This window comes from Phycisphaeraceae bacterium (genome assembly GCA_040222855.1).
Lineage (GTDB): Bacteria > Planctomycetota > Phycisphaerae > Phycisphaerales > Phycisphaeraceae > Mucisphaera.
Genome location: JAVKCD010000025.1, coordinates 672,514 through 698,516 on the forward strand (window position 1 = coordinate 672,514; position 26,003 = coordinate 698,516).

The window sequence follows — 26,003 nt, forward strand, 5'->3', positions numbered from 1 at the left end:
TTGGCTGTACGCCCTTGAGCTTTGGAGAGACTGATGCCCCTTGAGATCGAAGCGAAGATGAAGGCGGTTGATTTGGGCGCGTTGCGCGAGCAGCTCAGGGCGATAGGTGCTGAGCGGTTGGGAGAGAGTTTGGAGACGAATACTTATTTTGATACGGACGACCACACGCTAAAGGCTCACGATCGTGGGCTGCGGGTGCGGATCAGCCGGTCGTGTGAGACCCAGGAGAAGGTGGTCTACATCACGCATAAGGGTCCGCGGTCGCATGGGGGTCTCAAGCGGCGGAGTGAGGCGGAGGTGGTGGTGGCGTCGGCGGATGAGGCGGCGGCGTTGCTGGTGGAGCTGGGGTATGAGCCGAGATTGACGTTTGAGAAGAAGCGGGAGCGATGGCGGATTGGCGAGACGGATGTGATGATCGATACGTTGCCGTTGCTGGGGGACTGGATCGAGATCGAGGGTCCGAGTGAGGCGGAGGTGGTGGCGGTGCGTGATCAGCTGGGGTTGGAGGAGAGCCCGCTGGTGAAGGCGAGTTATGTAGCGATGCTGCAGTCGTATGCGGGTGAGCAAGGGTTGCCGACGGACATGTTCCGGTTTGAGCAGGTTGAGTCGGCAAGCATGTGATCGTGAGAGGTTGGAGGGCGTGGTATGCGTTTTACGTTGATTGACCGGGTGCTTGAGTCGAGTGTGGAGCGGGTTGTTACGGTGAAGGCGGTGACGTCTGCGGAGGAGTATCTGGGGGATCATTTTCCTGGGTTTGCGGCGTTGCCTGGGGTGTTGATGGTGGAGGCGATGGCGCAGGCGGGGCGTGTGTTGGCTGGCGTGTTGGGGTTGGATAAGCGGATGATGATTTCGGAGGTGCGGAACGTGCGGTTTGCGGCGGTGGTCCGGCCGGGCCAGGTGTTGAGGGTGACGGTGACGCCTCGGAAGTTTTCGGAGGGGTTGCTGGCGTGTGAGGGTCGGGGTGAGGTTGAGGGTGCGTTGGCGGTGTCGGGTCGGTTTACGCTGGCCGCCGCTACGGCGGAGGGTGTGCTACCTTAAAGGGTTGTTGAGACGGACTATCTATCTTGGTGACGACACGGAGCAGACGGCATGGCGATGAGCAGGGACGAGGTATACGAGAAGGTTCAGGTGGTGCTGGAGGATGCGTTGGGTGTTGATCCGGATGAGGTGACACCTGAGGCAACGATCGGCCCGGACCTTGGTGCGGAGTCGATTGATTTTCTGGACATCGCGTTTCGTTTGGAGAAGGAGTTTGAGATCAAGATCGAGCAGGAGCAGATGATGCCGATGAACCTGCTGAACGATCCGAAGTATGTGCAGGATGGGAAGGTGACGGACGCGGGGATGGCGGAGCTGAAATCGCGGATGCCGCACGCTGACCTGGGTGAGTTTGAGGAGAGTCGTTTGGTGGAGGATTTTCCGAAGGTGTTTACGGTTGATGCGGTGGTGAAGTTCGTGCAGAGCCGACTGGCTGGGGCGTAAGCCGGTGCGCTGGGTCTGGATTGATCGGATTACGGAGTTTGTGGCGGGGGAGCGGTGTGTGGCGATCAAGTGCGTGTCGGCGGCGGAGGATGTTCTGCACGATCATTTTCCGGCCGAGGGTGGGCGTGAGGCGGAGCCGATGTTCCCGCATAGTCTGCTGATTGAGGGGATGGCGCAGACGGCGGGTGTTCTGGTGGGGCATCGGGGGAGGTTTGAGCACAACGTGGTGCTGGCGAAGATCGGGCGAGCGGAGTTTGTGCGGGTGGTGGGTCCGGGTGAGGTGGTGCGGTTTACGGCGACTCTTGATCGATACGACGACGCGGGGGCGGCGACTTCGGGGGTGTTGGAGGTGCTTGATCCGGTCGGTGGAGAAGCGAGGGCGCTGGGGCGCGTGGATCTGATGTTTGGGCATCTGGATGCGGAGCGGGCGGGTGATCTGGACCTGCCGGAGCGTCCTTTTGTGTTTACGGGGGCGCTGATGGATTTGCTGGATCGTTCGGGTGTGCCGAGGCCGTAGACTGGCGTGCGGGTCAGTGTTTCTCTTTTCTGGAGGGACATCGTTGGCGACTGTTCGACTAAGCCGGCTGATACGGTTGATCACGCTGGTCCAGTCGGGCCAGGCGAAGAGCCCTGATCATCTGGCGGATGAGTTGGGGGTGAGTCGGCGAACGGTTTTTCGTGATCTTGATTTGCTCAAGCAGGCAGGGGTGCCGTGTTATTTTGATGATGAGGGGTCGGGGTATCGGGTGGCGGAGCGGTATTTTTTGCCGCCTGTGAATCTGACGATTCAGGAGACGCTGGGTTTGTTGATGCTGGGGAAGACGGCGGAGTCGAGTCGTGATCAGCCGCTGGGCGTACCGGCGGTGTCGGCGATTCGGAAGCTGATCAGTGCGGTGCCGGAGCCGATGCGGAGTGCCTGTGTGGATGTGATGGATCATGTGTCGATCCGTCCCTCGGCACGGGTGCCGGGCGACCTGGAGACGCGTTATCACCAGGTGTTGCAGGCTTGCATTGATGAGGGTCGGGCTTGTTCGATTGATTACCGGGCTGCGCGAGCGAATCAAGACGAGCCGATTGTGCTGCATCCTTATGCGCTGCATTTTGCGGCGCGGGCGTGGTATGTGTTTGGTTATGCGGAGGCGTATGAGGAGGTGCGGGTGTTCAAGCTGGTTCGGCTGGGCGGGATTGAGCCGTTGGAGCGTCGGTTTACCGCGCCAAAGCGGTTTCGGGTAACGGACAAGATTGGCAAGGCGTGGCTGCTAATCCCGGAGGGGAAGGTGTATCGGATCGAGTTGGAGTTTTCACCGCGGGTGGCGCGGAATGTGATGGAGGTGTCGTGGCACTCGAGCCAGAAACAGCGGATGCTGGGTGACGGGCGGGCGCGGCTGAAGTTCGAGGTGGATGGGCTGGGCGAGATCGCGTGGTGGGTCTGCGGGTACGCGGATCAGGTACGGGTGCTGCGGCCGAAGAAGCTGGCGGATCGGGTGAGGGATATGCACCGGGCGGCGGCGGGGGCTTATGACTCGTGATGATGGTCGGCGATGGCCTGGGTGAGGTGATCGGCGAGTTCGCGGGCGAGGAGTCCGCGGTCGGTGTGGTGTTGTGACCAGAGGTCGGCGGCGCGGCCGTGGAGATGGACGGCGAGGCGGGAGGCGTTGAAGGGGTCCATGCCCTGGGCGAGGAGTGAGGCGATGGTGCCGGTGAGGACATCGCCTGTTCCGCCGGTGGCGAGGGCGGCGGAGCCGGTGTTGTTTTCTGCGGCGCGATTGCACGTGGCGGCGATCTGGGTTTTGTGGCCTTTGAGTACGACGGTGGCGGAGAGGGCTTCGGCGAGGGCCTGAGCTGCGTGGGGTCGTTGGACGGGATCGGTGGGCGAGGCGTCGATGCCGAGGGCGCTGGCGAGTCGGCCGAACTCGCCTGGGTGGGGTGTGAGGACGAGTCGGGGTGGTGTTGAGCCGGGGATGAGGCAGCGTTGGCGGAGGAGGGAAGCGAGAGCGTTGATGCCGTCGGCGTCGAGGACGACGGCGCGGGGCTGATCGGCGAGGAGGTGTTCAACGATGGACTGGGTGGTGCGGGTGATGCCGAGGCCGGGGCCGATGGCGAGGATGGCTTTCTTCTCGGGGTCGGCGCGGTCGATGGCGGCGAGTGCTTCTTTGGGGTCTTCGGGGAGGATGAAGCCGGTGGCGCTGGGTTCGAGGGCGATGATGGGATGGAGAACTTCGGCGGGGGCGGCGATTTTGACGAGTCCAACGCCGGTGCGGAAGGCGGCGCGGGCGACGAGGGCTGGGGCGCCGATCATGCCGATGGCCCCGCCTACGACGAGGACGGTGCCGAAGGTTCCTTTATGAGCGTCTTGAGGTCTTGGGGGTAGTGGGACACTCATTGTTCTTCTGCTTTGGCCTTGGGGCCAGAGGCGAGGGCGTTGATTCGGGCGGCGATGTAGGCGGCTCCAAAGCCGTTGTCGATGTTGACGGTGGCGATGCCGGAGGCGCAGGCGTTGAGGCAGCTCAGTAGAGCAGTGACGCCCTGGAAGTTGGCTCCGTAGCCGACGGAGGTTGGGACGGCGATGATGGGGGCGTCGATGAGGCCGGCGACGACGGAGGGGAGTGCTGCTTCCATGCCGGCGACGGTGATGACGACATCGGCGGAGCGGATCTCTTCGAGACGAGCGAGGAGTCGGTGGAGTCCGGCCACGCCTACGTCGGCGATGAGTTGGGTGGGTTGTCCGAGGGCGCGGCAGGTGACTTCCGCTTCGCGGGCGACGGCGAGGTCGGAGGTTCCTGCGGTGACGATGGCGATGGGGGACCTGGCGTCAGCGGTGGGTGCGTCGCCGATCATGACAGTGCGTGCGAGTTCGTCGATTTCGAGGGGATGGCCTTTTTCGAAGGCGGAGCGGACGAGTTGTAGATGGTCGCGGTTGCAGCGCGTGGCGAGGACGCATGAGCCCTGCTCGCGGAGGGTTTGTGCGATGGCGACGAGATGCTGTGCGGTTTTTCCTTCTGCGAAGATGACTTCGGCGGCGCCACAGCGTCGGGGTCGGTCGAGGTCGATGGTGGCGAAGCCGAGGGGTCGCGCCTGGAGTGACATGAGTTGCTCGCGGGCCTGTTCGCGCGTGAGTTTGCCGTCGCTGAGTCCGTTGATGATGTCGTCGATTGGCCCACGGGTGTCACTCATGGTGCTGATCCTATGCTGAGCAGGCGTTGGGCGTGTGGGCGGAGTTGATCGGCTATTTGATCAAGAACTGACTGATCGTAGAGGCCAAAGAACCAGTCGCGGCGGTTGGCGATCGTGTGGTTGGCGACGCCGGCGCGGGCGGTGGTTAGTTGGGTCTCTGCGTTGCGGATGGCTTGGGGGTGTTGTGACCGGAGTTGGTCGTTGATGGCGTGGATGCGTTGGAAGGCTTGCTGGCGGCGGAGTTGGTTGCGGTCATCGTTCATGTGTTCGATGAGGTGGTGTTTTTCGGTTGCCAGTTTCTGGTCTGCGTCTTCGACGTGGCGGGCGATGTTGTGGTGGAGGTGGTGGAGCCAGTGTTTGGCTTGGTGGAGGTCGTGTGGTGTGGCGACTGGGACGTTGAGGTTGAGGTAGGCGTCGGCGGTGACCATGGTCATGGGAGCGAGGGGCTCTTGCTGCCAGTCCTGCCACCAGGCTTCGGTGATACGGTCGTAGAGGTGCCCGCCTGTGCCGTGGATGAAGAGATCGACGAGCGCGGAGCGGAGGAAAGCGGTGAGCAGGAGGGCGCGGGGGAGGAGTCGGAGGTTGGTGTCGCGGGTGGGGGTGCCGTCGCTGAGGACGGGGATGGGTTTGGCGTCGGCGGTGTCGGCGAAAACGCGTTGGCGGGATTGCTTTGGCGCGAAGGCCCAGAGGGGGAGTTCGGTGAGGAGGTTATCGGTGTGGAGTGGGCTAATGCCGGCCTCGGGGAAGCGGAGGCAGGCGCGGTTGTAGGCGGTGATGGCTGTGGGTGCGTTGGCGATCAGTTTTTCAAGGAGTGTGTTGTAGGCGGGGAGTTGGGTGAGGTCGGAGACGAAGAGGACGGGGAGCGGGTCGTTGGGCCAGCGGGTTTGCGCGAGGAATGAGGTCATCTGCTGAGCGGAGGTGTCGCCTGGGAGGCCGTGTTGGAGGGTGTTTCTGAGTGCGGGGATGTTGGCATCTTGTGCGACTTGTTGGAGTTTTGAGGTTGGCAGGGGTGGTCGTGAGGCGGTGGGGAGGTCGCGGTGGGGTTCGGACGCGGTGATCTGGCGGGCGGTGGCTCGGTCGCCTGCGGTATGAGGGATGTCGAGGGACCAGATGTCGTGAAGATCCTGATCGACGACGATGTGGAGAGCCGTGACGCCGGCAGCGCGGGCCTCGCGGAGCATGAGGTCTTTGGCGAGGATGCCGGGGTGATGGAAGGTGGGCTGGTGGCCGGTGGCGAAGATGGATTTGTGGAGATCGGTAGGGTTGATGCGGCCGGTGCCGAGGCGGTCGGCGTGGGCGTTGATCAGGTCGGTGAGTTGTTGGGTGTCGTGGGTCTTGCTTCGAGGGGTGAGGCTGTCTGGCCAGTCGGCGACGCGCACCTGTGGGGTGAGGTCAGGCATGGCTTGGGCTCAGCCAGCCATACAGGGGCTGATCTTCTGTTCGGAGAGAGAGGGGTGTTTGGCGATTTCGTCCTGGAAGACCTCGCGGTAGTGTTCGAGGCGTGTGGCGGCGATATCGAGGGGCCCGCCAAAGCTGCGGTTAGGGTCGTTGTAGATGAGTCGGATGGGGACTTCGCGGACTCTGGTTTTGGTGGCGGCGGCCTGAACCCAGAACTGGAGGGGGATGGCATAGCCATCGACGTTGAGGTCGAAGTTGGTCAGAGACGAGACGCGATAGGCCTTGAAGCCGCAGAAGGCGTCGGTGATGGTGAGTCCGAGGCAGTCGCTGACCCAGCGGGTGACTTCGGCGTTGATCTGGCGGCGGTCGGCAGGCGGCGGATCGCCGCAGCGGGCGGTGTCGAGATAGCGGCTGCCGGAGAGGACATCGGCGTCGTTTTCTTCGATGGCTTTGTAGAAGTCGGGGAGGCTGGAGGGCTCGTGCTGCTCGTCGCAGTCCATGGTGATGAGCCAGTCGTACTGGTAGCTCTGGGCCCAGCGGAAGGCGTCGCGGATGGAGCGGCCGTAGCCGAGGTTGGTGCGGTGGCGGATGACGTCGACGGGTTGTTTAGCGAGGAGGGTGGGGGTTTCGTCGGAAGAACCGTCGTCGATGACGAGGATGTCGTCGGCGTAGTCGCTGACGCGGCTGAGGACGGGGGTGACGTATTTCTGTTCGTTGTAGACGGGAATGGCGACGAGGGTCCGTGGCATGAGGCACTCCATCGAGGGGGTGATGCGGACCCAGTGGGGCCGGAATGACTCTAGTCAGGCTGGGTCGAGGGGTCCAGCCCGATTTTAGAGAGGGCGATGAGGCCGTTGATATCGACCTGTTCAGGGCGATCGGTGGGGCTGATGCCCTGGGGCCAGGGGCGATCGCGGCCGAGGAGGGAGCCGAGTTGCTTGCGGCGGTGGCCGAAGACTTCGTGGAGGAAAGCGGCGAAGGTTTCGAGGTGTTCGAGGGGGAGTTCGGGGTGCTGGGATCGGGTGAGTCGGATGACGGCGGAATCGACTTTGGGGGGTGGGTAGAAGCAGCCGGGGGGGACTTTGCCGATGAGGTCTGCTTTGAAACTGACCTGGAGGAGGATGCCGAGGATACCGTAGGTTTTGGAGCCGGGTCCGGCGAGGATACGGTCGGCGACCTCTTTCTGGATGAGGGCGACGGCGTGGGTCATAGCGGGCATCTGGGCGGCGAAGTTGATCAGGAGAGGTGAGGCGGCCTGGTAAGGGAGGTTGGCGACCATCTTGAAGGGGTGGTCGGCGAGGGCTGTGGTGAGTTGCTGATTGAGGCCGTGCTTGCCGTCGAGGGCGTCGGCGAGGATGAGTTGGAAGCGGTCGCTATCGTCGCCGAAGCGTTCGCGGAGGAGTTGCTCCATGTCGCGGTCGATCTCGACGGCGATGACCCGTGCGCCGGTGTTGATGAGTTCTGCGGTGAGGACGCCGGTGCCGGGGCCGATTTCGAGGACGGTGTCGGAAGGCTCGAGGTTGGCGGCATCGACGATACGGCGGAGGTGGTTGGGATCGACGAGGAAGTTCTGGCCCAGGGCTTTTTTGGGGAAGAGGCCAGCGGCTGAGAGCTGATGTCGGATGCTGGGGCGCTGGGTGTTGGTCACGGGGAGCCGTTCACAGGGCGTTCGCGGCGGCGAGCCAGGCGTCGGCCATCTTGCGGTGGCCAGCGAGGGTGGGGTGGACGCCGTCTTCGGCCCAATACTGGGCCGGGGCGATTTCGAGGGCGTCGTCGAAAATGGTCTGGTAGCTGACGGGGACGGCGTCGAACTCGGCGACGAGGCGGTGGACGATCTCGCGGCGAGGGTCGAGGTTGCTGCGCATGGGGAGTTGTTGGCCGGCCCCGCAGGGGAGGACGAAGGGTTCGGCGAGGATGAGGCGCAGGTCGGGAAGGTGGTGTCGTGCCTGGTCGAGGAGGGCGCGGTAGGTGTCTTCGAAGGCGTCGTAGGAGGTGGGTGATTCGGGGTTGTCGGGTGAGAGTCCGTGCCAGGTGTCGTTGACGCCTATGAGGACGGAGAGGACGGTGGGCTGGAGGTCGAGGCAGTCGGTTTTCCAGCGTGCTTCGAGGTGGCTCATTCGGTCCCCGCCGATGCCGCGGTTGAGGACGCTGATGCCGGGGTAATCGGCTAGTAGTCGGGCGGCGCAGAGGCGGGCGTAGCCGAGACCGAGGCCTTCGGGGGTGTTGGGGTCGGTGACGGTTCGATCCCGGCCGGCGTCGGTGATGGAATCGCCTTGGAAGAGAACCCGGTCGTTGGCGGTGAGTGCGGCCATGGCTCGCTACGATAGATACGTGTCCGTGATCCGCCAACTGCCGCAGGTGCTGGTGAATCAGATCGCCGCAGGCGAGGTGATCGAGCGCCCCGCGTCTGTGGTGAAGGAGCTGATCGAGAACAGTCTGGACGCGGGCGGGACGCGGGTGGAGGTGACGCTTGAGTTGGGGGGGACGCAGCTGATCCGGGTGCACGATGATGGGAAAGGGATGGGGCCTGAGGACCTGTCGTTAGCGTTGGCTCCGCACGCGACGAGCAAGATCGCTGGGGCTGAGGACTTGGCGGCGATCGGGACGCTGGGGTTCCGGGGCGAGGCGTTGGCATCGATCGGGAGTGTGGCGCGGGTGCGGATCACGAGTCGTCCGGCGGATGAGAGCGATAGCGGGGCGATGATCCGGGCTGAGGGTGGTGTGGAGACGGGTCCGGAGCCGTGTGGGTCGCCTGGAGGGACGACGATCGAGGTGCGGGACCTATTTTTCAATACCCCGGCGCGGCGGAAGTTTCTGCGGACGGCGGGGACGGAGTACGGGCATTGTTACGAGGCGTTTGTGCGGACGGCTATGGCGCATCCGGGGGTTCACTGGACGCTGATTCACAATGGAAAGACCACGCTGGACCTTCCGGCGGCGGAGCCGGTGGAGCGGTGTCTGGCGATCCTGGGGCATGATCTGGTGGGTGGGTTGCTGGCGTTTGAGTCGGAGGCTCGGCCTGGAGGGGCGGGTGTTCGGGTGTGGGGGTTGGCGGGGACGCCTGATCTGGCTCGGCCGACGTCGCGGCAGCAGTATGTGTTTGTGAATGGGCGCCCGGTGCGGGATCGTAGCCTGAGTCATGCGGTGCGGGAGGCGTATCGGGGGCTGCTGGCGTCGGACAAACAGCCGGTGGCGGTGGTGATGGTGGAGGTGGCTGCGGAGAAGGTGGATGTGAATGTGCACCCGACGAAGTCGGAGGTGAGGTTTCATGAGCCGTCGGCGGTGCATGGGGCGGTGTTGTCGGCGATCCGGCAGGTGCTGCTGGGGACGGACCTGACGGCCCCGGCGAGTCTGGCGCGGTCGTTTGGAGGCGGCGTGGGGCGTCGAGATGAAGGGGCTGCGGTCTTGGGGTGGAAGGACGCGGGGGGGGCGACGGATGCGGAGCAACGGCAGGAACCGGTGCGGGCGTTTGTCGAATACTTCAAGCAGATGGCCCCGTCGCAGCAGAAGCTGGTGCTCGACGAAGTCACCCCCCTCCCCACCCCCCCACCCCCCCACTCCCCGCCACATGCAGCTAACTCATCTAACGCCGAGAGTCCTGAGTCATCCTGGGCTGGTTCATCTGGTGGGGGTGTGTCGGGTGAGGCTGAAGGAGGGGCGCTGCATGACGTGCGCGCTTATGGTCGAGCTACGCCTATTTTGCAGGTGCATGGCAGTTATGTGGTGACGGAGGATGATCAGGGGTTGGTGATTGTGGATCAGCACGCGCTGCACGAGCGGGTGATGTATGAGACGTTGTTGGAGCGTGTGCTGGATCAAGGCAAGCCGCTAGAGACGCAGCGGATGCTGATGCCGGTGACGGTGGCGCTGGAGCCGTCGGAGATCGAGTTGCTGGGGTCGCTGGAGCCGTTGTTGACGAAGGTTGGTCTGGAGATCGAGGCGATCGGGCCGCGGGCGGTGGCGGTTCAGGCGTATCCGAGCCTGCTGGTGAGCCGGGGTGTGGAGGCGGAGGGGTTTGTGCGGTCGCTGATGGACCTGGCGGCGGCGGGGAGGTTGTCGGGGGCGGCTGGTGAGTCAGAGGAGGCGGCGTTGCATGAGGTGCTGGACCTGATGTCGTGCAAGGCGGCGGTGAAGGCGGGGGATCGGCTGAGTGATGAGGAGTTGTCGTCGCTGTTGGCGCAGCGGGAGCGGGTGGAGCGGTCGAGCCGATGCCCACACGGTCGGCCCACGACGCTCCGGCTGACGCTACGGGACCTGGAACGGCAGTTTGGGCGGACTTAAGGGGGCTAAGGGGGTCTGAGGCGGGGTCCGATACTTGACTGTCGGCGTGTGGTGGGTAATCTTTAAGATTCGCTGCTGTGGAAAAGTCCGAAGTCTGTTGTGTGCCCTTTGGGGTAAGGGCTCTGGTTCAGGACCATATCAGCGTGCTTGTAGCAGGAACAGGAACCCGCCTCTGGGCGTTCCGGTCGGCACCGGATGAGCCTTGGGGTATTGATGATGAGCCGCGGCCGTGAGGCGGGCGGCGAATAGAGGTAAGGCCATGACGACCATCTCGGCAGATACAACGACGAACTCGAAACTGGCGAAGTTCCGCAACTTCGGTGTCTGTGCGCATATTGATGCGGGCAAGACGACAACGACGGAGCGGATTCTGTTCTACACGGGCAAGTCGTACAAGATCGGCGAGGTGCACGAGGGCACGGCGACGATGGACCACCTGCAGGACGAGCAGCAGCGTGGCATCACGATTCAGTCGGCGGCGACGACGTGCCCGTGGACCAAGGACGGCACCGAGTACACAATGAACCTGATCGATACGCCCGGGCACGTCGACTTCACGATGGAGGTTGAGCGTTCGATGCGTGTGCTCGACGGAGCTGTCGTGGTGTTTGACGGCAAGGAGGGTGTTGAGGCTCAGTCGGAGACGGTGTGGCGTCAGGCGGATCGTTACCGTGTCCCGCGCATCTGTTTCATCAACAAGATGGACAAGATGGGCGCTGACTTTGCGTTTAGCTTCAACTCGATCCATGAGCGTCTGGCTGCTCCGGCGATTGCTGTGCAGATGGCGATCGGTGCTGGTGATTCGTTTGAAGGCGTGATCGATCTGATCAAGATGAAGGCTTATTATTTTTCCCAGGAAGACAAGGGGACGACGGTTACCGAGGGAGAGATTCCTGAGAAGTATCAGGCCGAGGCTGACCGGCTGCGACATGATCTGATCGAGAAGGTTGCGGAGCTGGATGACAGCCTGACCGAGAAGTTTCTGATGGAGGAAGAGATCACGCAGGAGGAGATCAAGGCGGCGCTGCGTGCGGCGACGATTGCTCTGAAGGCTCACCCGGTTTTCTGTGGTTCTGCGCTGCAGAATATTGGTGTCCAGCGGCTGCTGGACGGCATTGTTGATTACCTGCCGAATCCGACCGAGGTTCCTGAGGTTCAGGGCACGGACCCGAAGGATGCTGAGATCAAGCTGACGCGTCCACACGACAAGACCGCCCCGCTTTCGGCGTTGGTGTTCAAGATCGTGAACGATCAGCACGGTGACCTGACGTATGTACGGATTTACTCGGGTACGCTGGAGAAGGGCACCCGCGTGCTCAACTCCAATAACGGCAAGCGCGAGATCGTGAGCCGTATCTTCGAGATGCACTCGAAGGACCGTATTGCCCGGGAGACGGCGGAGGCGGGTGAGATTGTGGCGGTGGTGGGTCTGAAAAACTCGCAGACGGGCGAGACGCTGTGCGATCAGGACAAGCCCATTGTGCTGGACCGTATGGACTTCCCGGAACCGGTGATCTCGATGTCGATTGAGCCGGCGTCGCAGGCCGACAAGGAGAAGCTGTCCAACGCACTAGCAACGATTCGTCGTGAGGACCCGTCGTTCCAGAGTCATTACGATGATGAGACGGGTGAGACGATCATCGCGGGGATGGGCGAGCTTCATCTTGAGATCATCACGGTGAAGCTGACCCGAGACATGAAGATTGGCGTGAATGTGGGTACCCCACGGGTGGCTTACAAGGAGTCGATCTCCAAGAAGGCCGAAGCTCGCGGGACTCACAAAAAGCAGACTGGTGGTCGCGGTCAGTTTGGTGATTGTACGATCACGGTTGAGCCGTTCACTGAGGATGAGGCCAAGGAGGCTGGCCTCGACTGGAAGGACGGCATGGCGTTTGAGAACAAGGTCATCGGCGGCGCGATTCCGAAGGAGTACATCCCGTCGGTGGGTGTTGGCTGTCGGGAGACGGCGAAGTCGGGCGTCTTGGCCGGTTATCCGTTGCTGGGCGTGAAGGTCACGCTGATCGATGGCAGCTACCACGACGTGGACTCGTCGCAGATCGCGTTTGAGCAGGCGGGCACGCTGGCGTTCAAGGAGGCCACGCGTCGGGCGGGGCTTCAGTTGCTCGAGCCGTTCATGAAGGTTGTGGTGACGACGCCTGACGAGTTCTTTGGCAACGTCACGGGTGATATGAATCGTCGTCGCGCGTTGATCGTGGGTGATGAGGAGCGTGGGAACACGCGGCTGATCACGGCGGAGGCGCCGTTGTCGGAGATGTTTGGTTATTCGAACACACTGCGTGGCATGACTCAGGGTCGTGCGAGCTACGCGATGGAGCCGCTTGAGTATCGTCCTGTTCCGCCTAACCTGGCGACGGCGATCCTTGAGGGCGAGGGTAAGGGCGGCAAAGGCAAGTAAGCCGACGGCGTCTTTGATTGATCGTGACAACGAGATAAGGAACCGAGCCGGCTCTGTTAGGGCCGGCTCGGTCAGTAGATGAGCCTGCTGAGTGTTGCCAACCTGGTGTTTAGCTTCGGCGACCGGACGATCCTCGACGGCGTGAACCTGACGGTTGCGGCGGGTGAGCACGTCGGGCTGGTGGGTCGTAATGGGTGCGGAAAATCGACGCTGCTGCGCCTGGTGGCGGGTCTGGAAGCGCACAAGCCAGAGAGTGGTCAGATCCAGTTGGCACGGGGGGCGCTGGCGGGGTATCTGCATCAGGACCCGAAGCTGGACCTGGAGCGGACGCTGGTGGAAGAGGCGAGGACGGCGTTTGAGGGGCTGGATCGGCTTCACGATGAGCTGGTGGAGATTGCGGAGGCGATGGGGACGGCGGAGGGGGACGAACTGGAGATGCTGCTGAAGCGTTATGAGCGGGTGGAGCATCGGGTTCAGTCGATGGGCGGTTTTGCTGTCGAACATCGTGTGGAAGAGACGCTGATGGGTCTGGGGCTGGATGAGCGGGCGTTCGGGGTGAAGGTGCGGGACCTGTCGGGTGGGCAGCGGGGTCGGCTGGCGCTTGCGAAGCTGCTGCTGAGTGATCCGGACGTGCTGCTGCTGGATGAGCCGACGAACCACCTCGATATCGCGGGTCGTCAGTGGTTGGAGAGCTTTCTGCACGACTACGAGGGCGCGGTGGTGCTGATCAGTCACGACCGGTGGATGCTGGATCGCGTGGTCACGAAGATCTATGAGCTTGAAGACGGTCGGATGGTGGAGTATCCGGGGAACTACGCGCAGTTTCGGGAGCAGCGGGCGCAGCGGACGATCGCGATGGCGCGGGCTTTTGATAAGCAGCAGACCAAGATCAAGCAAGAGCAGGCGTTTATTGATCGGTACAAGGCCGGTCAGCGGGCGCGGCAGGCTCAGGGGCGTGAGAAGCGACTGGAGCGTTTCAAGCGGGATGAGAGCCTGGATCGTCCGATGGAGCTGGACGCGATGAAGCTGCGGTTTGCTCCGAAGCGGCGCAGCGGCGACATCGTGCTGCGGGCGAACAAGATGGGGATGAGCTACGGGGAGAAGACGCTGTTTCGTGACCTTGAGATGGAGGTCAACCGGGGTGAGCGGATCGGTGTGATCGGTCCGAACGGTGCCGGCAAATCGACGCTGATTCGGTGTCTGTTGGAAGAGCAGTCGCCTACGCAGGGGACGGCGCGGGTGGGGGCGAGTGTGGACATGGGGCATTTCACGCAGACGCACGACGGGCTGAATATGGGGCAGACGATCGTGGAGTATCTGCGGTTGTTTACGCCTAACGATCTGGAGCAGGAGGCGCGTGACCTGGCGGGGGCTTTTTTGTTTACGGGTCAGGATCAGGACAAGCAGCTTGGGGTGCTGTCGGGTGGTGAGCGGGCGCGGGCGGTGCTGGCGGGGCTAATGTCGGGTGGTCACAACCTGCTGGTTCTCGACGAGCCGACGAACCACCTGGATATCCCGAGTGCGGAGCGGCTGGAAGCGGCGCTGCATGCTTATGTGGAGGGCGATCAGGGGTACTCGACGGTTTCCAAGCGGTCGGGTGAGGGGACGCTGCTGCTGATCACGCACGACCGGATGCTGCTGGACCGTGTGGTGAATAAGCTGCTGGTGCTCGACGGTCATGGAGGGTGTGTGGTGTTTAATGGCACGTACAGCGAGTACGTCGCGGCGAGTCAGAAGTCGGCGGCGAAGCCCGAGGCTTCTACGGCGGCCAAGCCGAAGAAGGCGGAGCCTGAGGTGGTGGCGGTCAAGCCAAAGAAGACCGAGAAGCCCGGGTCGAAGAAGGCGTCAAATAATCAGCGGAATCGTAGCGGGAGTGTTTCCAAGCTTAGTCAGGAATCGCTCGAGAAGAAGATCGAGCAACTGGAATCAAGGATCCAGGAGCTGGATGCGCAGCTGGTGGACCCGGAGTTTTACAAAGATGCTTCGGCGTTCTCGAAGGTGCATGACGAGCGGATGAAGCTGGCGGATGAGCTGTCGCCGCTGGAGATAGAGTGGGCGGCTCGGGCTGAGGCTTGAGTCGAGAGAGGTCAGTCGCTGGTGGCTCCGGCGGGCGGCTTGGGGGTGGTGTCACGGTCGTCCCAGGGGGTGAGGTGTTCGTAGAAGCGGGGTGGCGGTGCGTACGGGTTGAAGCGGTAGGGTCGGGCGTTCGCGAAGAGGCTGCTTCGATGTTCCTGGACCCAGCGAGCCCAAGGGGCGGGGTCGGTGCCGAGGGTCTGGCCTGTGAGGGTGGTGAGGCTGTCGCGAACGGAGCGGACGACGATGAAGTCGGGGTCGTCGAGGGCGGCGACGAGGACATCGACGACACTTGAGTCTCGGTACTGGCCGAGGGCGAAAGCGGCAGCGGCGCGGACCTCGGCGGCCTCATCGTCCTGCATGGTGCTGACGAGAGCGTTGATGGATTGAGGGTCGTGAAGACGCGCGAGAGCCGAGGCGGCTTCCCAGCGGACGACCATGATGGGGTCGGCGATGGCCTTAATAAAGATGGGTGCGTCGGTGGGGTCGGGCTGGGTCATCAGGGCGCGGATGGCGGCAGCACGAACCGTGGGGTCATCGTCATCCGTGAGGTCTCTGAGGAGCGTGGCGTAACCAGCTTCACGGACGAGTCCACGATCGGCGACGGCACTGGCGGCGTGCCTGCGGGCGTCGGGGTCGTAGGGGTTGACCAGTCCCTGAACCGCCTTGGGAGCGTTTGGAGGGAGCTTCTGTGCGTTGGGGCCGAGGCTATCGGGATCGCTGGAGCAGCTGGAGAGGGACAGAAGGAGGGCGGCGAGGAGGCACGTTCTGGATTGGGCGGGCTTGCTCATGGTCTATTAACATATCGCCCCCTGCGGGTCGCGGAGATTGTTCTACAATCCGAGTCCTGCTTATTCATAAACCATCAATCGAGCTGAACTCATCATGCGGATGCGAAACCTAAAGAATGTGCTGCTGATGGCCTTGGGCCTGACCTTGGCTGTCGGGGTTTGGGCGGGTGCGGCTGAGGTTGATCCGAACCTGCCGAAGTATGAGCCTGTGGAGGGTGTTTCGGGGACGATCAAGAGCGTTGGTTCGGACACGATGAACAACCTGATGGCGTTGTGGACCGAGGATTTTCGGCGGATGTATCCGGCGGTGCTGCCTGAGATCGAGGGCAAGGGGTCGAGCACGGCGCCAGCGGCGTTGATCGCGGGGACTTCGACGTTTGGTCCGATGAGCCGGCCAATGAAGGATGCGGAGATCGATCGGTTTGAGGAGAAGTTTGGGTGGAAGCCGACGCTGCTGCCTGTGGGCATCGACATGCTGGCGATCTATGTGAACAAGGACAACCCGATCGCTGAGCGTGGGCTGTCGATGGCTGAGGCGGATGCGATTTTTTCTTCGACTCGGAAGCTGGGGCATGATGACATCCGGACGTGGGGGCAGTTGGGACTGAGCGGGGACTGGGAGAACTCGACGATCAACATCTACGGTCGCAACTCGGTTTCGGGGACGTATGGGTTTTTCAAAGAAGCGATCATGGGAGATGGTGATTTCAAGTCGACGGTAAACGAGCAGCCGGGCAGTGCGGGGGTGGTTCAGGGTGTGGCCCGAGAGCGTTACGCGATTGGGTACTCGGGAATTGGGTACAAGACGGCGGATGTGGAGACGGTCCCGCTGGAGGTTGAAGAGGGTGGGGAGTTGATTTATGCGACCGAGGAGTCGGCGTTTTCGGGAGAGTATCCGTTAACGCGTTTCCTGTATGTCGCGGTGAACATCGAGCCGAACAAGGCGTTGGACCCACTTCGGCGTGAGTTCATCAAGTACATGTTTAGCCAGGCGGGTCAGCAGGTGGTGCTGAAGGATGGCTATCTCCCGATCACGGCGGTGATTGCTAGGCGATCACTGGGTGCGTGCAACATTGAACCGGGGTTCTGATTTAGAGTCCGGCGACGGGTTGCACCGGGTGTCGGTAGGCTGAAGCAACGGGCGATTCCGATTATGCCGAGCCAAAGCCAGTTCACCGGCCGAAACCGCCGGAAAACCACGGGTGTCTCGACGCGTCTTTTAGACAAGATCGCCCGAGTGATGATCACGGTCGGCGGGATCGGGACGATCATCGCTGTGCTGCTGGTGGCGGTGTTTCTGGCATGGGTGACACTGCCGCTGTTTCTCGATGCCGAGTTTGGAGATACGCCGACGGTGACGGTCGAGTCGGTGGAGTCGGAGACGCTTTGGGTCGGGGTGGACGAGCACAAGGTGCTGGCTTTGCGGGGGCTGGCGGACGGGTCGTTCCAGGCGATTGATCTGGAGAGCGGAGCCGTGGTCACAACGGAGCGTCCTATGGAGGGGCGAACGATGACGGCCTGGACACGTTGGCCAGCGAGTGATTCGGTGGTGTTGGGGTTTTTGGATGGGACGTTCGCGACGGGTCGAGTGGGTTTTGAGACGAGCTTTGTGGAGTCGGCGGGTCAGGATGAGGTCTGGTCATCGCTTGGCGTGGGGGAGACTCGACGCGTGGGTGATCGTGTGGCTGAGCGGATCGATGAGCGGCAACTGCGGGTGCAGGAGTTGGCGATCAGTTTCGACGACGCGATTCCCAGCGGGTCGGATGATCCTGTGCTGTTGCTGGACCGAGCCTCGGGCAGTGTGCTGGGAACGACGGTGGTGCTGCTGACCGAGGCTCGTGATGAGCTTCGTGTGGTCCGGGTGCGGCGGGTTGAGAATGTGCTCACGGGGATGACCACGCTGCGACCATCGCGAACGGGCGTGGCGTTTGAGGATCGTCCAGGAGAGACACCTCTTGAACTGCTGGTCACGTCGCTGGGTGACAATGCGATGGTGGTTTGGGAAGACGGGGTGGTGGACCGGTACAACCTCAGAAGAAGTGGTGGGGATGGGCTTGGGCTGGCCGAGCGTTTCGAGTTGCCGATTGAGGCTCGTGCCACGACGGCGGCGATGCTGATCGGGCAGGAGACGCTGCTGATCGGCACGGATGCGGGCAAAGTCCTCGCTCTGTTTCGGACGCGGACGGAAGATGGAACTGGGGGTGATGGATTCCAGTTGGTGACAGGGCACGTGTTTGGTGAAAACGAATCGCCTGTGACGTCGTTGGCGAGTTCAACGCGGTCTCGGCTGGTGGCAATCGGTCATGCGGATGGTCATCTGGAGTTGGCACAGGTCACGAGTGAGGTGTCGTTCCTGCCTTCGGGTCGAGAGGGTCGTCTTGACGCTGTGGCATTTGCGCCGAAAGAAGACGGGCTAGTGGCGTGGACCGATGGCGGGTTGGCGCGGTGGTCGCTGGACAAGCGACATCCTGAAGCGAGCTTCAAGGCGCTGTTTATGCCGGTTTGGTACGAGGGTTATCCGGAGCCACAGCATGTCTGGCAGTCTTCCGGGGCGACTGATGCGCATGAGCCGAAGCTCGGGTTGATGCCGCTGGTGTTTGGGACGTTGAAGGCGACGTTTTTCGCGATGCTCTTTGCGACACCGATTGCCCTGCTGGCTGCGGTCTACAGCAGCGAGTTCCTGACGCCTGCGTGGCGCGGACGGATCAAGCCGACACTCGAGATGATGGCGAGTCTGCCATCGGTGGTTCTTGGTTTTATGGGCGGGCTGGTGATCGCACCGTTTGTCGAGCGATATCTTCCTGAGATGCTGGGGGTGTGTCTGGTGATGCCGCTGGCCTTGCTGACCGGGGCTTTTCTGTGGCCGCTGCTGCCGCAGCGTTGGAGTGTGACTGCGCGGCGACTGCGACTGATTGGTGTGTGGGGTTCGATGATTGTGGGCGTCGTGCTCGGCTGGACGATGGGGCCTCTGATTGAGTGGCTGCTGTTCTCGGGCGATCTGCGGCGGTGGCTGGATGGCCAGATCGGTAGTGCGACGGGTGGTTTGATGTTGCTGCTGTTGCCGTTGACGATCATTGCTTCGGCGTACTGGTTTGGTCGTTACCTGACGGATCGGATGAGAGACTCATCGATCGAGACTGATGAAGCGGCGGCGCGGGCGAATCTGGCAAAGTGGGGCGCGATCCTGGGGCTCGGTGTGGGGGTGGCTGGTGGTCTGGCTTATGTGTTGTCGCTGATGGGTGTGGACCCGCGACCGGGTTTGCTGGATACGTATGTGCAACGGAACGCGACGATCGTGGGGTTTGTGATGGGTTTCGCGGTGATCCCGATCATCTACACGATCGCGGATGATGCGCTGACGGCGGTGCCGAATCATCTTCGTTCGGCTTCTCTTGGGGCCGGGGCTACGCCCTGGCAGACCTCGGTGCGTGTGATCATCCCGATCGCGGCGAGTGGGTTGTTTAGTGCCTTGATGATTGGGCTGGGGCGGGCGGTGGGTGAGACGATGATCGTGCTGATGGCCGCGGGCAATACGCCTGTGATGGACCTTAATCCGTTCAATGGCTTCCGGACGATGAGCGCGAACATTGCGGTGGAGTTGCCGGAAGCGGTGCGGGACTCGACGCACTACCGGACGCTGTTCTTGGCTGCGTTGCTCTTGTTCGCGATGACCTTTGTGCTCAACACGATCGCTGAAATAATTCGTAACCGATTCCGCAAGAGGGCTCAGGTGCTATGAGTCAGGCCGGAGTCACATCCTCGAGTGGTAGGCGTCGGACGCATCACGCGGTGAGCAGTCTGCTGTCTCGTGGCGAGCCAATGATCTGGCTGATGGCTGGCGGCTTGGCGCTGGCGATCGCGATGGTGACATGGCTGCTGGGACTGGTGCTCATTCAGGGGATGACGACGTTCTGGCCACTGGCGATCACTGAGCTGGAACTCATCGACGGTCGGACGATTATGGGGCAGGAAGTCCGACATGAGCGGTTGGAGGTCGATGAGGCGTTCTTCGCCGCCCTGCCCGAAGCGCAGCGCGAGGCGGCACGGCTTGCGGCTGATGAGGGAAACGGATCGGTTCGGCGAGTGCTGCTGCGAACGGGCAACTTCGAGCTGACGCGGACGCGTTTTACCTGGGTCTTTGACTTTGAGCGTTTAGAAGAGAACAGACCGAAGGATGCGATGCTCTTGGAACGCCTGGAGTGGGGACGTTTCTATGGGATGCCGGTCCGATTTGAGCGTGGGGGAGAGGTGCTCGCCGAGGGGTCTGCATCGACCAGAGCCCTGCTAGAGCGTCGCTTGCCTGAGGTTCTGGCGGTGCGTGAGCAGATCCGTGAGATCGAGCGAGAGCAGATCGCCGACCTGACCCGTCAGCAAGAGCGGGGGCGCTTACTCTTGCGGAGTGAGCAACAGACGAGTGAGGGTGATGCCTCTGCGCTTGAGACGGCGCAGGATGTGCATGACGCAGAGTTGGCTGAGATCGAGCAGGCCGTGTCGGCGTTGCGGGCTGAGGTGGCGGAGCTGCGTAGCAAAGTCTCCGAGGATTACCTGGTGCTGCGGACGGCGACGGGCGTTGAGCATCGCACCGCACTGCTCCAGATCGTGAGGCCAGTGGCCACCAATGACCTGAGCATCGGCGAGATGTTTAGTCTCTATTTCGCGAGGTGGTGGGAGTTTCTCAGTGATGATCCGCGAGAAGCGAACAGCGAAGGTGGGGTGTTTCCGGCGATCTTTGGCACGGTGCTGATGACGCTGATTATGAGTGTGCTGGTCGTTCCGTTTGGTGTGATGGCAGCGTTATACCTGCGGGAGTACGCCAAGGGCGGGCTGGTTACGAGTTCGGTCCGGATCGCGATCAACAATCTGGCGGGTGTTCCGAGCATTGTTTTTGGCGTGTTTGGGCTGGGGTTCTTCTGTTACATCGTGGGTGTTGAGATCGACCAGTTGTTCTACGCGGACCGGTTACCGAACCCGACGTTTGGCAAGGGTGCGTTGATCTGGGCGTCGTTTACGCTGGCGCTGCTAACGCTACCGGTGGTGATCGTGGCGACCGAAGAGGCGATCGCTGCAGTGCCAAACTCGATGCGTGAGGGTTCGTATGCGTGCGGGGCGAGCAAATGGCAGACGATCCAGCGGATTGTGCTCCCGCGAGCGATGCCGGGGATCCTGACCGGCACGATCCTTGCGATGGCGCGAGGAGCCGGCGAGGTGGCCCCGTTAATGATCGTGGGTGCCGTGAAGTTGGCGCCGGAGCTGCCGATCAGCTTCTCAGCGGAGGAGCAGTTCGGGCTCAACCGGAGTTTTATGCACCTTGGTTTTCACATCTATGATCTGGGCTTCCAGAGCCCGGACTCGGAGGCGGCGCGACCGATGGTGTACACGACGACGCTGCTGCTGATTGCCATTGTCGCGTCGCTGAATGTGGCAGCGATTGCGATGCGTAGCAGGCTCAAGAAACGGTTCAAGAACGCGGCGTTCTAACATAACCAGGACAGGAAAGACCATGACTGAGATGTCGAGCATCCAGACGATCACGGGGCCAGCGGCCTGGGATGCGCATCAGGGCAAGGGGGTCTCTCGCCTTGAGGCGATCGCGTCGGGTTCCGAGGTCCCCAGTGAGGTGCACGAATCGCTGAGTAAGACCCAAGGCGTTCTGCAGATCAAGGATTTCTGCCTGTGGTACGGGGAAGCTCAGGCACTGCATGACATCAATATGCAGGTTCCAAAGGGTGAGGTTACGGCGTTAATCGGCCCATCGGGCTGTGGCAAGTCGACGCTGCTGCGGTCGGTCAATCGGCTGAATGATCTGATCGATAGTGTGCGGATCGAGGGAGACATGCTGCTGAATGATGACACGATCTATCACTCGCGTGTTGATGTGATCGAGCTGCGCAAGCGGATGGGGATGGTGTTTCAGAAGTCGAACCCGTTCCCGATGAGCATCTATGAGAACGTGGTGTATCCGCTACGGATCGATGGTGAGCGGAACCGCGGGGTGTTGGATGAGGTCTGTGAACGGTCGCTGCGCGGAGCGGCGCTGTGGGATGAGGTCAAGGATCGGCTTAAGGAAAGTGCGCTGAGTCTGTCCGGTGGTCAGCAGCAGCGGCTGTGCATCGCCCGGGCGATTGCTGCGGAGCCCGAGGTGCTGCTGATGGACGAGCCGTGCTCGGCGCTCGATCCGATCGCAACAGGGAAGATCGAGGACCTGATCCAGGAACTCAAGGGCAACTACACGATCCTGATTGTGACGCACAACATGCAGCAGGCGTCGCGGACGAGTGACAACACGGCGTTTATGTACCTCGGGCGTCTGGTGGAATACGGGCCCACGGAAGAGATCTTTACGAAGCCGCACCTGACCGAGACCGAGTCTTACATCACCGGTCGGTTCGGCTAAAAAAAGGGTCGATTATTCGGGGAAGCTGACTTGTCCGCCAAGGCGCTGAGCTGCGGTGTAGAGCAGGTAGCGGGCGGACCATTTGCTCGCGTCGTGGTCGGGGTCTGCGGGGCAGGCTTCTTCGAGGACCCGTTCGATCTCGGGGTCATCGCAATGCCAGCGATGTTGTTCATCGAGGTGAGCGAACAGTCGAGAGTAGCCCTTGGCGAACTCGATCGATCCGATCGTCGCGGGCGGGTGAGACAGAGTGGGCGTGTTTAATCGCATGGCGGGTCCAGACCTTCGGGTGGTGAGACGCCGGGGCTGCAACTCATGGATTCTTGACAGAACCCTCCTGAAAGTAGCGACTTGAGGCGGTCTGGCCAAGTCAGCCAACATCATTGATCGCAGTTCATTTCGCAGCTTATATTAGGTGTAGAGGCAGGCATGACTTACGGTTTCACGCCAGGCGGGGCAGGCGGTGGATTGCTGGAGGATAACTCTCCTGGGTCCGGCTTCGAGCGCGGCGGCTTGCTCGATCCGTGTGACGGCGTCACTAACGCCAAGCAGGCGAATCAGGTGATCCTGGCCTGAGGGATGAGCACGCGTGGGGTAGCTCGCCCAGGCAAAATGATCGGGATGCGAAGCCATGATCTCGGCAAGAAGCCAGAGGCCAAAACTCACGGGACGCCAGTTGTCGGTGTCGATCACTTCGAGATGCACGCCACTGAGTCGAGACCCTTCTTGGCGTGAGTTGTCTGGTGTCGCTTCGATCGGCTGCGCCTTGAGAAGGTCTCCCCATGTGTTGTTGATGGCTTCTGCTAGAGGCTCGGCGTTGAGCGACGGGCCGAGAACCGCTTCGAAGGGATGCGGGGTGCCGCGGCCCAGCGAGAGTGTTGTTGCTTCGAGAAAGCAGAGGGCGGGGTAGAGCCATGCGGTTTGCGGTCGTCGGATGGCTGGAGAGGAAGGGGTCCAGGGTAGCCCGGTGTCTTGCCAGCTCATGCCTCGGTCGTAACCGTGCATCGTGAGCACGGCGAGCGAGGCGTCGATGATCTTCTGATCCACCCAGTGTCGAGCGAGTTCGCCAAGGGTGAGGCTGTGGCGAATCGGCATGGGGTAGCGACCGAGGAAGGTGGCGCAGGCGGGATCGAGCATGGGACCTTCGCAGGCGTCAAGGTCGCAGGTGATGGGGTTAGGTCGGTCGAGAAGAAGACAGGGTGTTTGTGTGCGCGCGGCGGCGTGGAGCGCGTGCCAGAGTGTCCAGGTGTAGGTGTAGGAACGGGCCCCGATATCCTGGAGATCAATGACGAGGAGGTCGAGATCGGCGAGTGAATCGGGGGGTGGTTCCAGGTGGTCGCCATAGAGACTGACGATCGGCAGACCGGTGGTGTAGTCGGTGTCGTTGGGGACGGTCTCGCCGTCGGCGGCGTTGGCCGCCAGGCCGTGCTCGGGTGAGAAGAGCCGAGTGATCGGGACGCCTGCGTCATGCAGGGCGACGTAGGAAGGGCGTGTCGGGTCTCCGCCTACGACGGCGGGGCTGTGCGTGAGCATGCCAACGGATGAGGCTGGCGGGAGTTCGACGTCACCCGTGAGCAGGCGGTCGATGCCGAGTTGCATACGAGGATAGGAAGGTCGTGGCACGCGCAGAGCGTACCGGTGATCACCAGAGTCGGTCGATCTCGGGCTCAATCGGCGCGGCCACCGTAAGGTCGAGGGCGTCTTCAGTGATGCCCTCGTCGGCGTAGAGGCGGGCGACGCAGCGGGCAAAGCCCTGGTCATCGAGCCAGCGGTGTAACGCGGTGACTGAGGTGAGCAGGTCGGCCTTGGTGCGTTGTCCATCGGCCTGGGCTGCGATCACACCTGGGGTGAGAAACGGAACGATCAGGGCGAGGTCTGTCTCGGCATCGATATGCACCTGTTGGCAGTACCAGTCGGCGAGGTCGACCGGGACGCGAACGGCGACCCGTTGGGGCCTGCGGAGTTCATCGTTGAGTTCCCCGCCCCGGCAGCGTGCCCAGGCCTCGGCGCGGATCTGCTCCATGCCTTGCTGCGAGGGCGTCAGGCTGGCCAGGCGGTGCATCGCGGCGGCATAAGCCTCCCAAACCGGGATCGGGCCACGGGCTCGGTCGAAGGCGAGCGAAACGAACGCCGGGAGACGAAGCCGGAGGGCAGAAACGGGTCCGGGATAACTGTCCACGATGAACTCCTTACGGGGGAGCTATCGGGGGCTATCCACGAGGCGTGTACCGGATGGGTCGAGAGGATGGAGGAAGTAGGACCGTCTGGGAGGGACGTGAGGGTTGTGCGGAAGTTGATGCTAATCAAGCCTTTATCGGTGTTCACCTGGCTTAGATGGGGGAGATGGCATGACTTTGCCGATTGTCCAGTTTGGTTTGCCTGTGCCGAATGTGGAGTTTATGCTTAACTAAGGCTTATGTGATTCACGATTCAAGTAACGACTCAAAACAAGAATAAACCGTCTGCGAGAGTCGTCGTCTGCACCTGCAGCGCCAAGAGAGTTTGACCCACCCCGAGACCCGTGCGGCTCTTTGCTGAGTAGCGCGGGTCTTGTTTTTTACCCACTAGGGTCTGGCGGTCAGTCGTATCGGAAGACGCCCTTGCGCCAGGCGTAAGCGAAGGCGATGACAGAGGTGAGCAGGAAAAAGAGCAGCCGAGCGAGGAAGACCCCGCGGTCGGGGTCGTCGAGGGCGAGGCTGGGATAGGTGACCGCCCAGGGGTAGAGGAAAGCGATCTCGACATCGAAGAGCAGGAAGGTCATGGCGACCATGTAGAAGCGGACATTGAACCGCCTGCGGGCTGATCCGATGGGGTTCATGCCCGACTCGTAAACCGTGCCCTTGGTCGCGCCTAGGCGCGACGGACCGAGGATCATGGTGGCGACGACGGCCCCGATGCCGAAGACGATGGCGATGAGCACCAGGACGCCGAGGGCGGCGTAGTGGTTGAACTCTGAAGGGGCAGTCTGGGCGAAGGTCACGAGCATGGCGAGAGTATAACGCCTCAGTTATCTGCTGGCAGCCAGACTTTACGCCAACAACACACCCACAAACGAAAGGTTTTCCACCGGTTCTGCAGATAATCACCCTCCTCAGAAATCACACGTCAATGACTGCGTCAGGCATTCTTCCGACAGTCCCCAGAAGTTAGAACTTTGAGTGAGCACAGCCGAGGATTGGTCGAATGCTCCAGTACCACGACCTGATGCAGCGGATCCTCGATGAGGGGATCGACAAGGCGGACCGGACCGGGACCGGGACGCGCTCGGTGTTCGGGCACCAGATGCGGTTTGATCTCGCCGAGGGCTTCCCGCTGGTGACGACCAAGAAGCTGCACCTCAAGTCGATCATCCATGAGCTGCTTTGGTTCATCGCGGGCGACACGAACATCGGCTATCTCAAGGAGCACGGCGTCTCGATCTGGGACGCCTGGGCCGATGAGAACGGCGACCTCGGGCCGGTCTACGGGGCGCAGTGGCGCTCGTGGCCAGCACCCGATGGTCAGACGATTGACCAGCTTGGTCAGGTGGTTCAGCAGGTCCGCACGAATCCTGATTCGAGGCGGCTGATTGTGTCTGCGTGGAATCCGGCGGTAATCGAGCAGATGGCGCTACCCCCCTGCCACTGCCTGTTCCAGTTCTATGTCGGAGACGGTCGGCTGAGTTGTCAGCTCTATCAGCGGTCTGCGGATGTGTTCCTCGGCGTACCGTTCAACATCGCCAGCTACGCGCTGCTGACGATGATGATCGCGCAGGTCACTGGACTGAAAGCCGGTGATTTCGTTCACACACTCGGCGATGCACATCTCTACGCCAACCACTTTGAGCAGGCTCGGGAGCAGCTTCGTCGAGAGCCACGGAAGCTGCCGACGATGGCGATCGATCCGAACATCAGGAGCCTCGAAGCGTTCCGGTATGAGCACTTCACGCTGATGGGTTACGACCCGCACCCGCACATCAAGGCGGTGGTGGCGGTGTGACCCCCCCACCTCATACACG

The 26,003-nt window shown here is 62.1% G+C and carries 24 protein-coding genes; 13 read left to right on the forward strand and 11 right to left on the reverse strand.

What is annotated here, in order from left to right:
- The first annotated feature begins 33 nt into the window (after positions 1–33).
- From RIG82_12635 to RIG82_12655, 5 genes are read left to right on the forward strand one after another with little or no spacing between them, the layout of a single operon-like run.
- On the forward strand, positions 34–621 hold the full coding sequence (locus RIG82_12635; GenBank protein MEQ9461789.1) for a class IV adenylate cyclase: 588 nt from the start codon (positions 34–36) through the stop codon (positions 619–621).
- Between the two features lie 24 nt (positions 622–645).
- A complete protein-coding gene (locus RIG82_12640) occupies positions 646–1,038 on the forward strand; it encodes a hypothetical protein (protein ID MEQ9461790.1) in 393 nt (130 codons plus the stop codon).
- Between the two features lie 51 nt (positions 1,039–1,089).
- Positions 1,090–1,482, forward strand: coding sequence for an acyl carrier protein (locus RIG82_12645; protein ID MEQ9461791.1), 393 nt, complete (start codon positions 1,090–1,092; stop codon positions 1,480–1,482).
- A 4-nt stretch (positions 1,483–1,486) separates the two neighbouring features.
- Positions 1,487–1,999, forward strand: a complete 513-nt coding sequence (locus RIG82_12650) for a hypothetical protein (protein ID MEQ9461792.1) — start codon at positions 1,487–1,489, stop codon at positions 1,997–1,999.
- Between the two features lie 43 nt (positions 2,000–2,042).
- Complete coding sequence (locus tag RIG82_12655) at positions 2,043–3,011, forward strand: WYL domain-containing protein (GenBank protein MEQ9461793.1); 969 nt, start codon at positions 2,043–2,045, stop codon at positions 3,009–3,011.
- Here the strand turns inward: RIG82_12655 and RIG82_12660 are convergent.
- From RIG82_12660 to RIG82_12685, 6 genes are read right to left on the reverse strand one after another with little or no spacing between them, the layout of a single operon-like run.
- Entirely contained in the window at positions 2,999–3,865 is an 867-nt protein-coding gene (locus RIG82_12660; protein ID MEQ9461794.1) for an NAD(P)H-hydrate dehydratase, read from the reverse strand. The two genes, RIG82_12655 and RIG82_12660, sit on opposite strands and share 13 nt — an antisense overlap.
- Complete coding sequence (gene larB, locus RIG82_12665) at positions 3,862–4,656, reverse strand: nickel pincer cofactor biosynthesis protein LarB (protein MEQ9461795.1); 795 nt, start codon at positions 4,654–4,656, stop codon at positions 3,862–3,864. Before larB ends, RIG82_12660 begins: the two co-directional genes overlap by 4 nt.
- Positions 4,653–6,056: a hypothetical protein gene (locus RIG82_12670; protein ID MEQ9461796.1), complete on the reverse strand. Its 1,404-nt coding sequence runs from the start codon at positions 6,054–6,056 to the stop codon at positions 4,653–4,655. The genes larB and RIG82_12670 overlap by 4 nt, the downstream gene beginning before the upstream one ends.
- Positions 6,057–6,065: 9 nt before the next feature.
- Positions 6,066–6,803 carry a glycosyltransferase family 2 protein gene (locus RIG82_12675; protein ID MEQ9461797.1) on the reverse strand — a complete coding sequence of 246 codons (738 nt, stop codon included), beginning with the start codon at positions 6,801–6,803 and terminating at the stop codon, positions 6,066–6,068.
- A 50-nt stretch (positions 6,804–6,853) separates the two neighbouring features.
- The gene (gene rsmA / locus RIG82_12680; GenBank protein ID MEQ9461798.1) at positions 6,854–7,702 is read right to left on the reverse strand and encodes a 16S rRNA (adenine(1518)-N(6)/adenine(1519)-N(6))-dimethyltransferase RsmA; all 849 of its coding nucleotides are present in this window, start codon (positions 7,700–7,702) and stop codon (positions 6,854–6,856) included.
- Between the two features lie 10 nt (positions 7,703–7,712).
- Positions 7,713–8,366 (reverse strand): SGNH/GDSL hydrolase family protein, encoded by a 654-nt coding sequence (locus tag RIG82_12685; protein MEQ9461799.1) that lies wholly within the window; start codon positions 8,364–8,366, stop codon positions 7,713–7,715.
- Between the two features lie 19 nt (positions 8,367–8,385).
- Here RIG82_12685 and mutL point away from each other — a divergent pair, with 19 nt between their 5' ends.
- From mutL to RIG82_12700, 3 genes are all read left to right on the forward strand, one after another.
- A complete protein-coding gene (gene mutL / locus RIG82_12690) occupies positions 8,386–10,335 on the forward strand; it encodes a DNA mismatch repair endonuclease MutL (GenBank protein MEQ9461800.1) in 1,950 nt (649 codons plus the stop codon).
- A 259-nt stretch (positions 10,336–10,594) separates the two neighbouring features.
- Positions 10,595–12,751, forward strand: coding sequence for an elongation factor G (gene fusA, locus RIG82_12695; protein ID MEQ9461801.1), 2,157 nt, complete (start codon positions 10,595–10,597; stop codon positions 12,749–12,751).
- Between the two features lie 78 nt (positions 12,752–12,829).
- Complete coding sequence (locus tag RIG82_12700) at positions 12,830–14,827, forward strand: ABC-F family ATP-binding cassette domain-containing protein (GenBank protein ID MEQ9461802.1); 1,998 nt, start codon at positions 12,830–12,832, stop codon at positions 14,825–14,827.
- Positions 14,828–14,838: 11 nt separating this feature from the next.
- Here the strand turns inward: RIG82_12700 and RIG82_12705 are convergent, their stop codons facing one another.
- Complete coding sequence (locus tag RIG82_12705) at positions 14,839–15,615, reverse strand: HEAT repeat domain-containing protein (protein MEQ9461803.1); 777 nt, start codon at positions 15,613–15,615, stop codon at positions 14,839–14,841.
- A gap of 100 nt (positions 15,616–15,715) precedes the next feature.
- On the opposite strand from RIG82_12705, the gene RIG82_12710 reads away from it, so the two are divergent.
- The 4 genes from RIG82_12710 (at position 15,716) to pstB (ending at position 22,009) form a co-directional block, all read left to right on the forward strand.
- Positions 15,716–16,705, forward strand: a complete 990-nt coding sequence (locus tag RIG82_12710; protein MEQ9461804.1) for a phosphate ABC transporter substrate-binding protein PstS family protein — start codon at positions 15,716–15,718, stop codon at positions 16,703–16,705.
- 63 nt (positions 16,706–16,768) lie between these two features.
- The gene (locus tag RIG82_12715) at positions 16,769–19,354 is read left to right on the forward strand and encodes an ABC transporter permease subunit (GenBank protein ID MEQ9461805.1); all 2,586 of its coding nucleotides are present in this window, start codon (positions 16,769–16,771) and stop codon (positions 19,352–19,354) included.
- Complete coding sequence (pstA, locus tag RIG82_12720; protein MEQ9461806.1) at positions 19,351–21,093, forward strand: phosphate ABC transporter permease PstA; 1,743 nt, start codon at positions 19,351–19,353, stop codon at positions 21,091–21,093. Before RIG82_12715 ends, pstA begins: the two co-directional genes overlap by 4 nt.
- A 22-nt stretch (positions 21,094–21,115) precedes the next feature.
- Positions 21,116–22,009, forward strand: coding sequence for a phosphate ABC transporter ATP-binding protein PstB (gene pstB / locus RIG82_12725; protein ID MEQ9461807.1), 894 nt, complete (start codon positions 21,116–21,118; stop codon positions 22,007–22,009).
- Positions 22,010–22,021: 12 nt separating this feature from the next.
- On the opposite strand, the gene RIG82_12730 is transcribed toward pstB, so the two are convergent.
- From RIG82_12730 to RIG82_12745, 4 genes are all read right to left on the reverse strand, one after another.
- Positions 22,022–22,276: a hypothetical protein gene (locus RIG82_12730; protein MEQ9461808.1), complete on the reverse strand. Its 255-nt coding sequence runs from the start codon at positions 22,274–22,276 to the stop codon at positions 22,022–22,024.
- A gap of 141 nt (positions 22,277–22,417) precedes the next feature.
- Positions 22,418–23,629: a DUF1343 domain-containing protein gene (locus tag RIG82_12735; protein ID MEQ9461809.1), complete on the reverse strand. Its 1,212-nt coding sequence runs from the start codon at positions 23,627–23,629 to the stop codon at positions 22,418–22,420.
- Positions 23,630–23,648: 19 nt separating this feature from the next.
- A complete protein-coding gene (locus tag RIG82_12740) occupies positions 23,649–24,185 on the reverse strand; it encodes a hypothetical protein (protein MEQ9461810.1) in 537 nt (178 codons plus the stop codon).
- Positions 24,186–24,584: 399 nt separating this feature from the next.
- Positions 24,585–24,992 (reverse strand): NADH-quinone oxidoreductase subunit A, encoded by a 408-nt coding sequence (locus RIG82_12745; protein ID MEQ9461811.1) that lies wholly within the window; start codon positions 24,990–24,992, stop codon positions 24,585–24,587.
- Positions 24,993–25,189: 197 nt separating this feature from the next.
- On the opposite strand from RIG82_12745, the gene RIG82_12750 reads away from it, so the two are divergent.
- Positions 25,190–25,984, forward strand: a complete 795-nt coding sequence (locus RIG82_12750; protein ID MEQ9461812.1) for a thymidylate synthase — start codon at positions 25,190–25,192, stop codon at positions 25,982–25,984.
- Positions 25,985–26,003 lie beyond the last annotated feature (19 nt).

Bases quoted from the DNA above. Each gene is read 5' to 3' on its own strand.
- RIG82_12635 (MEQ9461789.1), top strand. From the start codon at position 34: ATGCCCCTTGAGATCGAAGCGAAGATGAAGGCGGTTGATTTGGGCGCG.
- RIG82_12640 (MEQ9461790.1), top strand. From the start codon at position 646: ATGCGTTTTACGTTGATTGACCGGGTGCTTGAGTCGAGTGTGGAGCGG.
- RIG82_12645 (MEQ9461791.1), top strand. From the start codon at position 1,090: ATGGCGATGAGCAGGGACGAGGTATACGAGAAGGTTCAGGTGGTGCTG.
- RIG82_12660 (MEQ9461794.1), bottom strand. From the start codon at position 3,865: ATGAGTGTCCCACTACCCCCAAGACCTCAAGACGCTCATAAAGGAACC.
- larB (MEQ9461795.1), bottom strand. From the start codon at position 4,656: ATGAGTGACACCCGTGGGCCAATCGACGACATCATCAACGGACTCAGC.
- RIG82_12670 (MEQ9461796.1), bottom strand. From the start codon at position 6,056: ATGCCTGACCTCACCCCACAGGTGCGCGTCGCCGACTGGCCAGACAGC.
- RIG82_12675 (MEQ9461797.1), bottom strand. From the start codon at position 6,803: ATGCCACGGACCCTCGTCGCCATTCCCGTCTACAACGAACAGAAATAC.
- RIG82_12685 (MEQ9461799.1), bottom strand. From the start codon at position 8,366: ATGGCCGCACTCACCGCCAACGACCGGGTTCTCTTCCAAGGCGATTCC.
- fusA (MEQ9461801.1), top strand. From the start codon at position 10,595: ATGACGACCATCTCGGCAGATACAACGACGAACTCGAAACTGGCGAAG.
- RIG82_12700 (MEQ9461802.1), top strand. From the start codon at position 12,830: ATGAGCCTGCTGAGTGTTGCCAACCTGGTGTTTAGCTTCGGCGACCGG.
- RIG82_12705 (MEQ9461803.1), bottom strand. From the start codon at position 15,615: ATGAGCAAGCCCGCCCAATCCAGAACGTGCCTCCTCGCCGCCCTCCTT.
- RIG82_12710 (MEQ9461804.1), top strand. From the start codon at position 15,716: ATGCGAAACCTAAAGAATGTGCTGCTGATGGCCTTGGGCCTGACCTTG.
- RIG82_12715 (MEQ9461805.1), top strand. From the start codon at position 16,769: ATGCCGAGCCAAAGCCAGTTCACCGGCCGAAACCGCCGGAAAACCACG.
- pstA (MEQ9461806.1), top strand. From the start codon at position 19,351: ATGAGTCAGGCCGGAGTCACATCCTCGAGTGGTAGGCGTCGGACGCAT.
- pstB (MEQ9461807.1), top strand. From the start codon at position 21,116: ATGACTGAGATGTCGAGCATCCAGACGATCACGGGGCCAGCGGCCTGG.
- RIG82_12730 (MEQ9461808.1), bottom strand. From the start codon at position 22,276: ATGCGATTAAACACGCCCACTCTGTCTCACCCGCCCGCGACGATCGGA.
- RIG82_12745 (MEQ9461811.1), bottom strand. From the start codon at position 24,992: ATGCTCGTGACCTTCGCCCAGACTGCCCCTTCAGAGTTCAACCACTAC.
- RIG82_12750 (MEQ9461812.1), top strand. From the start codon at position 25,190: ATGCTCCAGTACCACGACCTGATGCAGCGGATCCTCGATGAGGGGATC.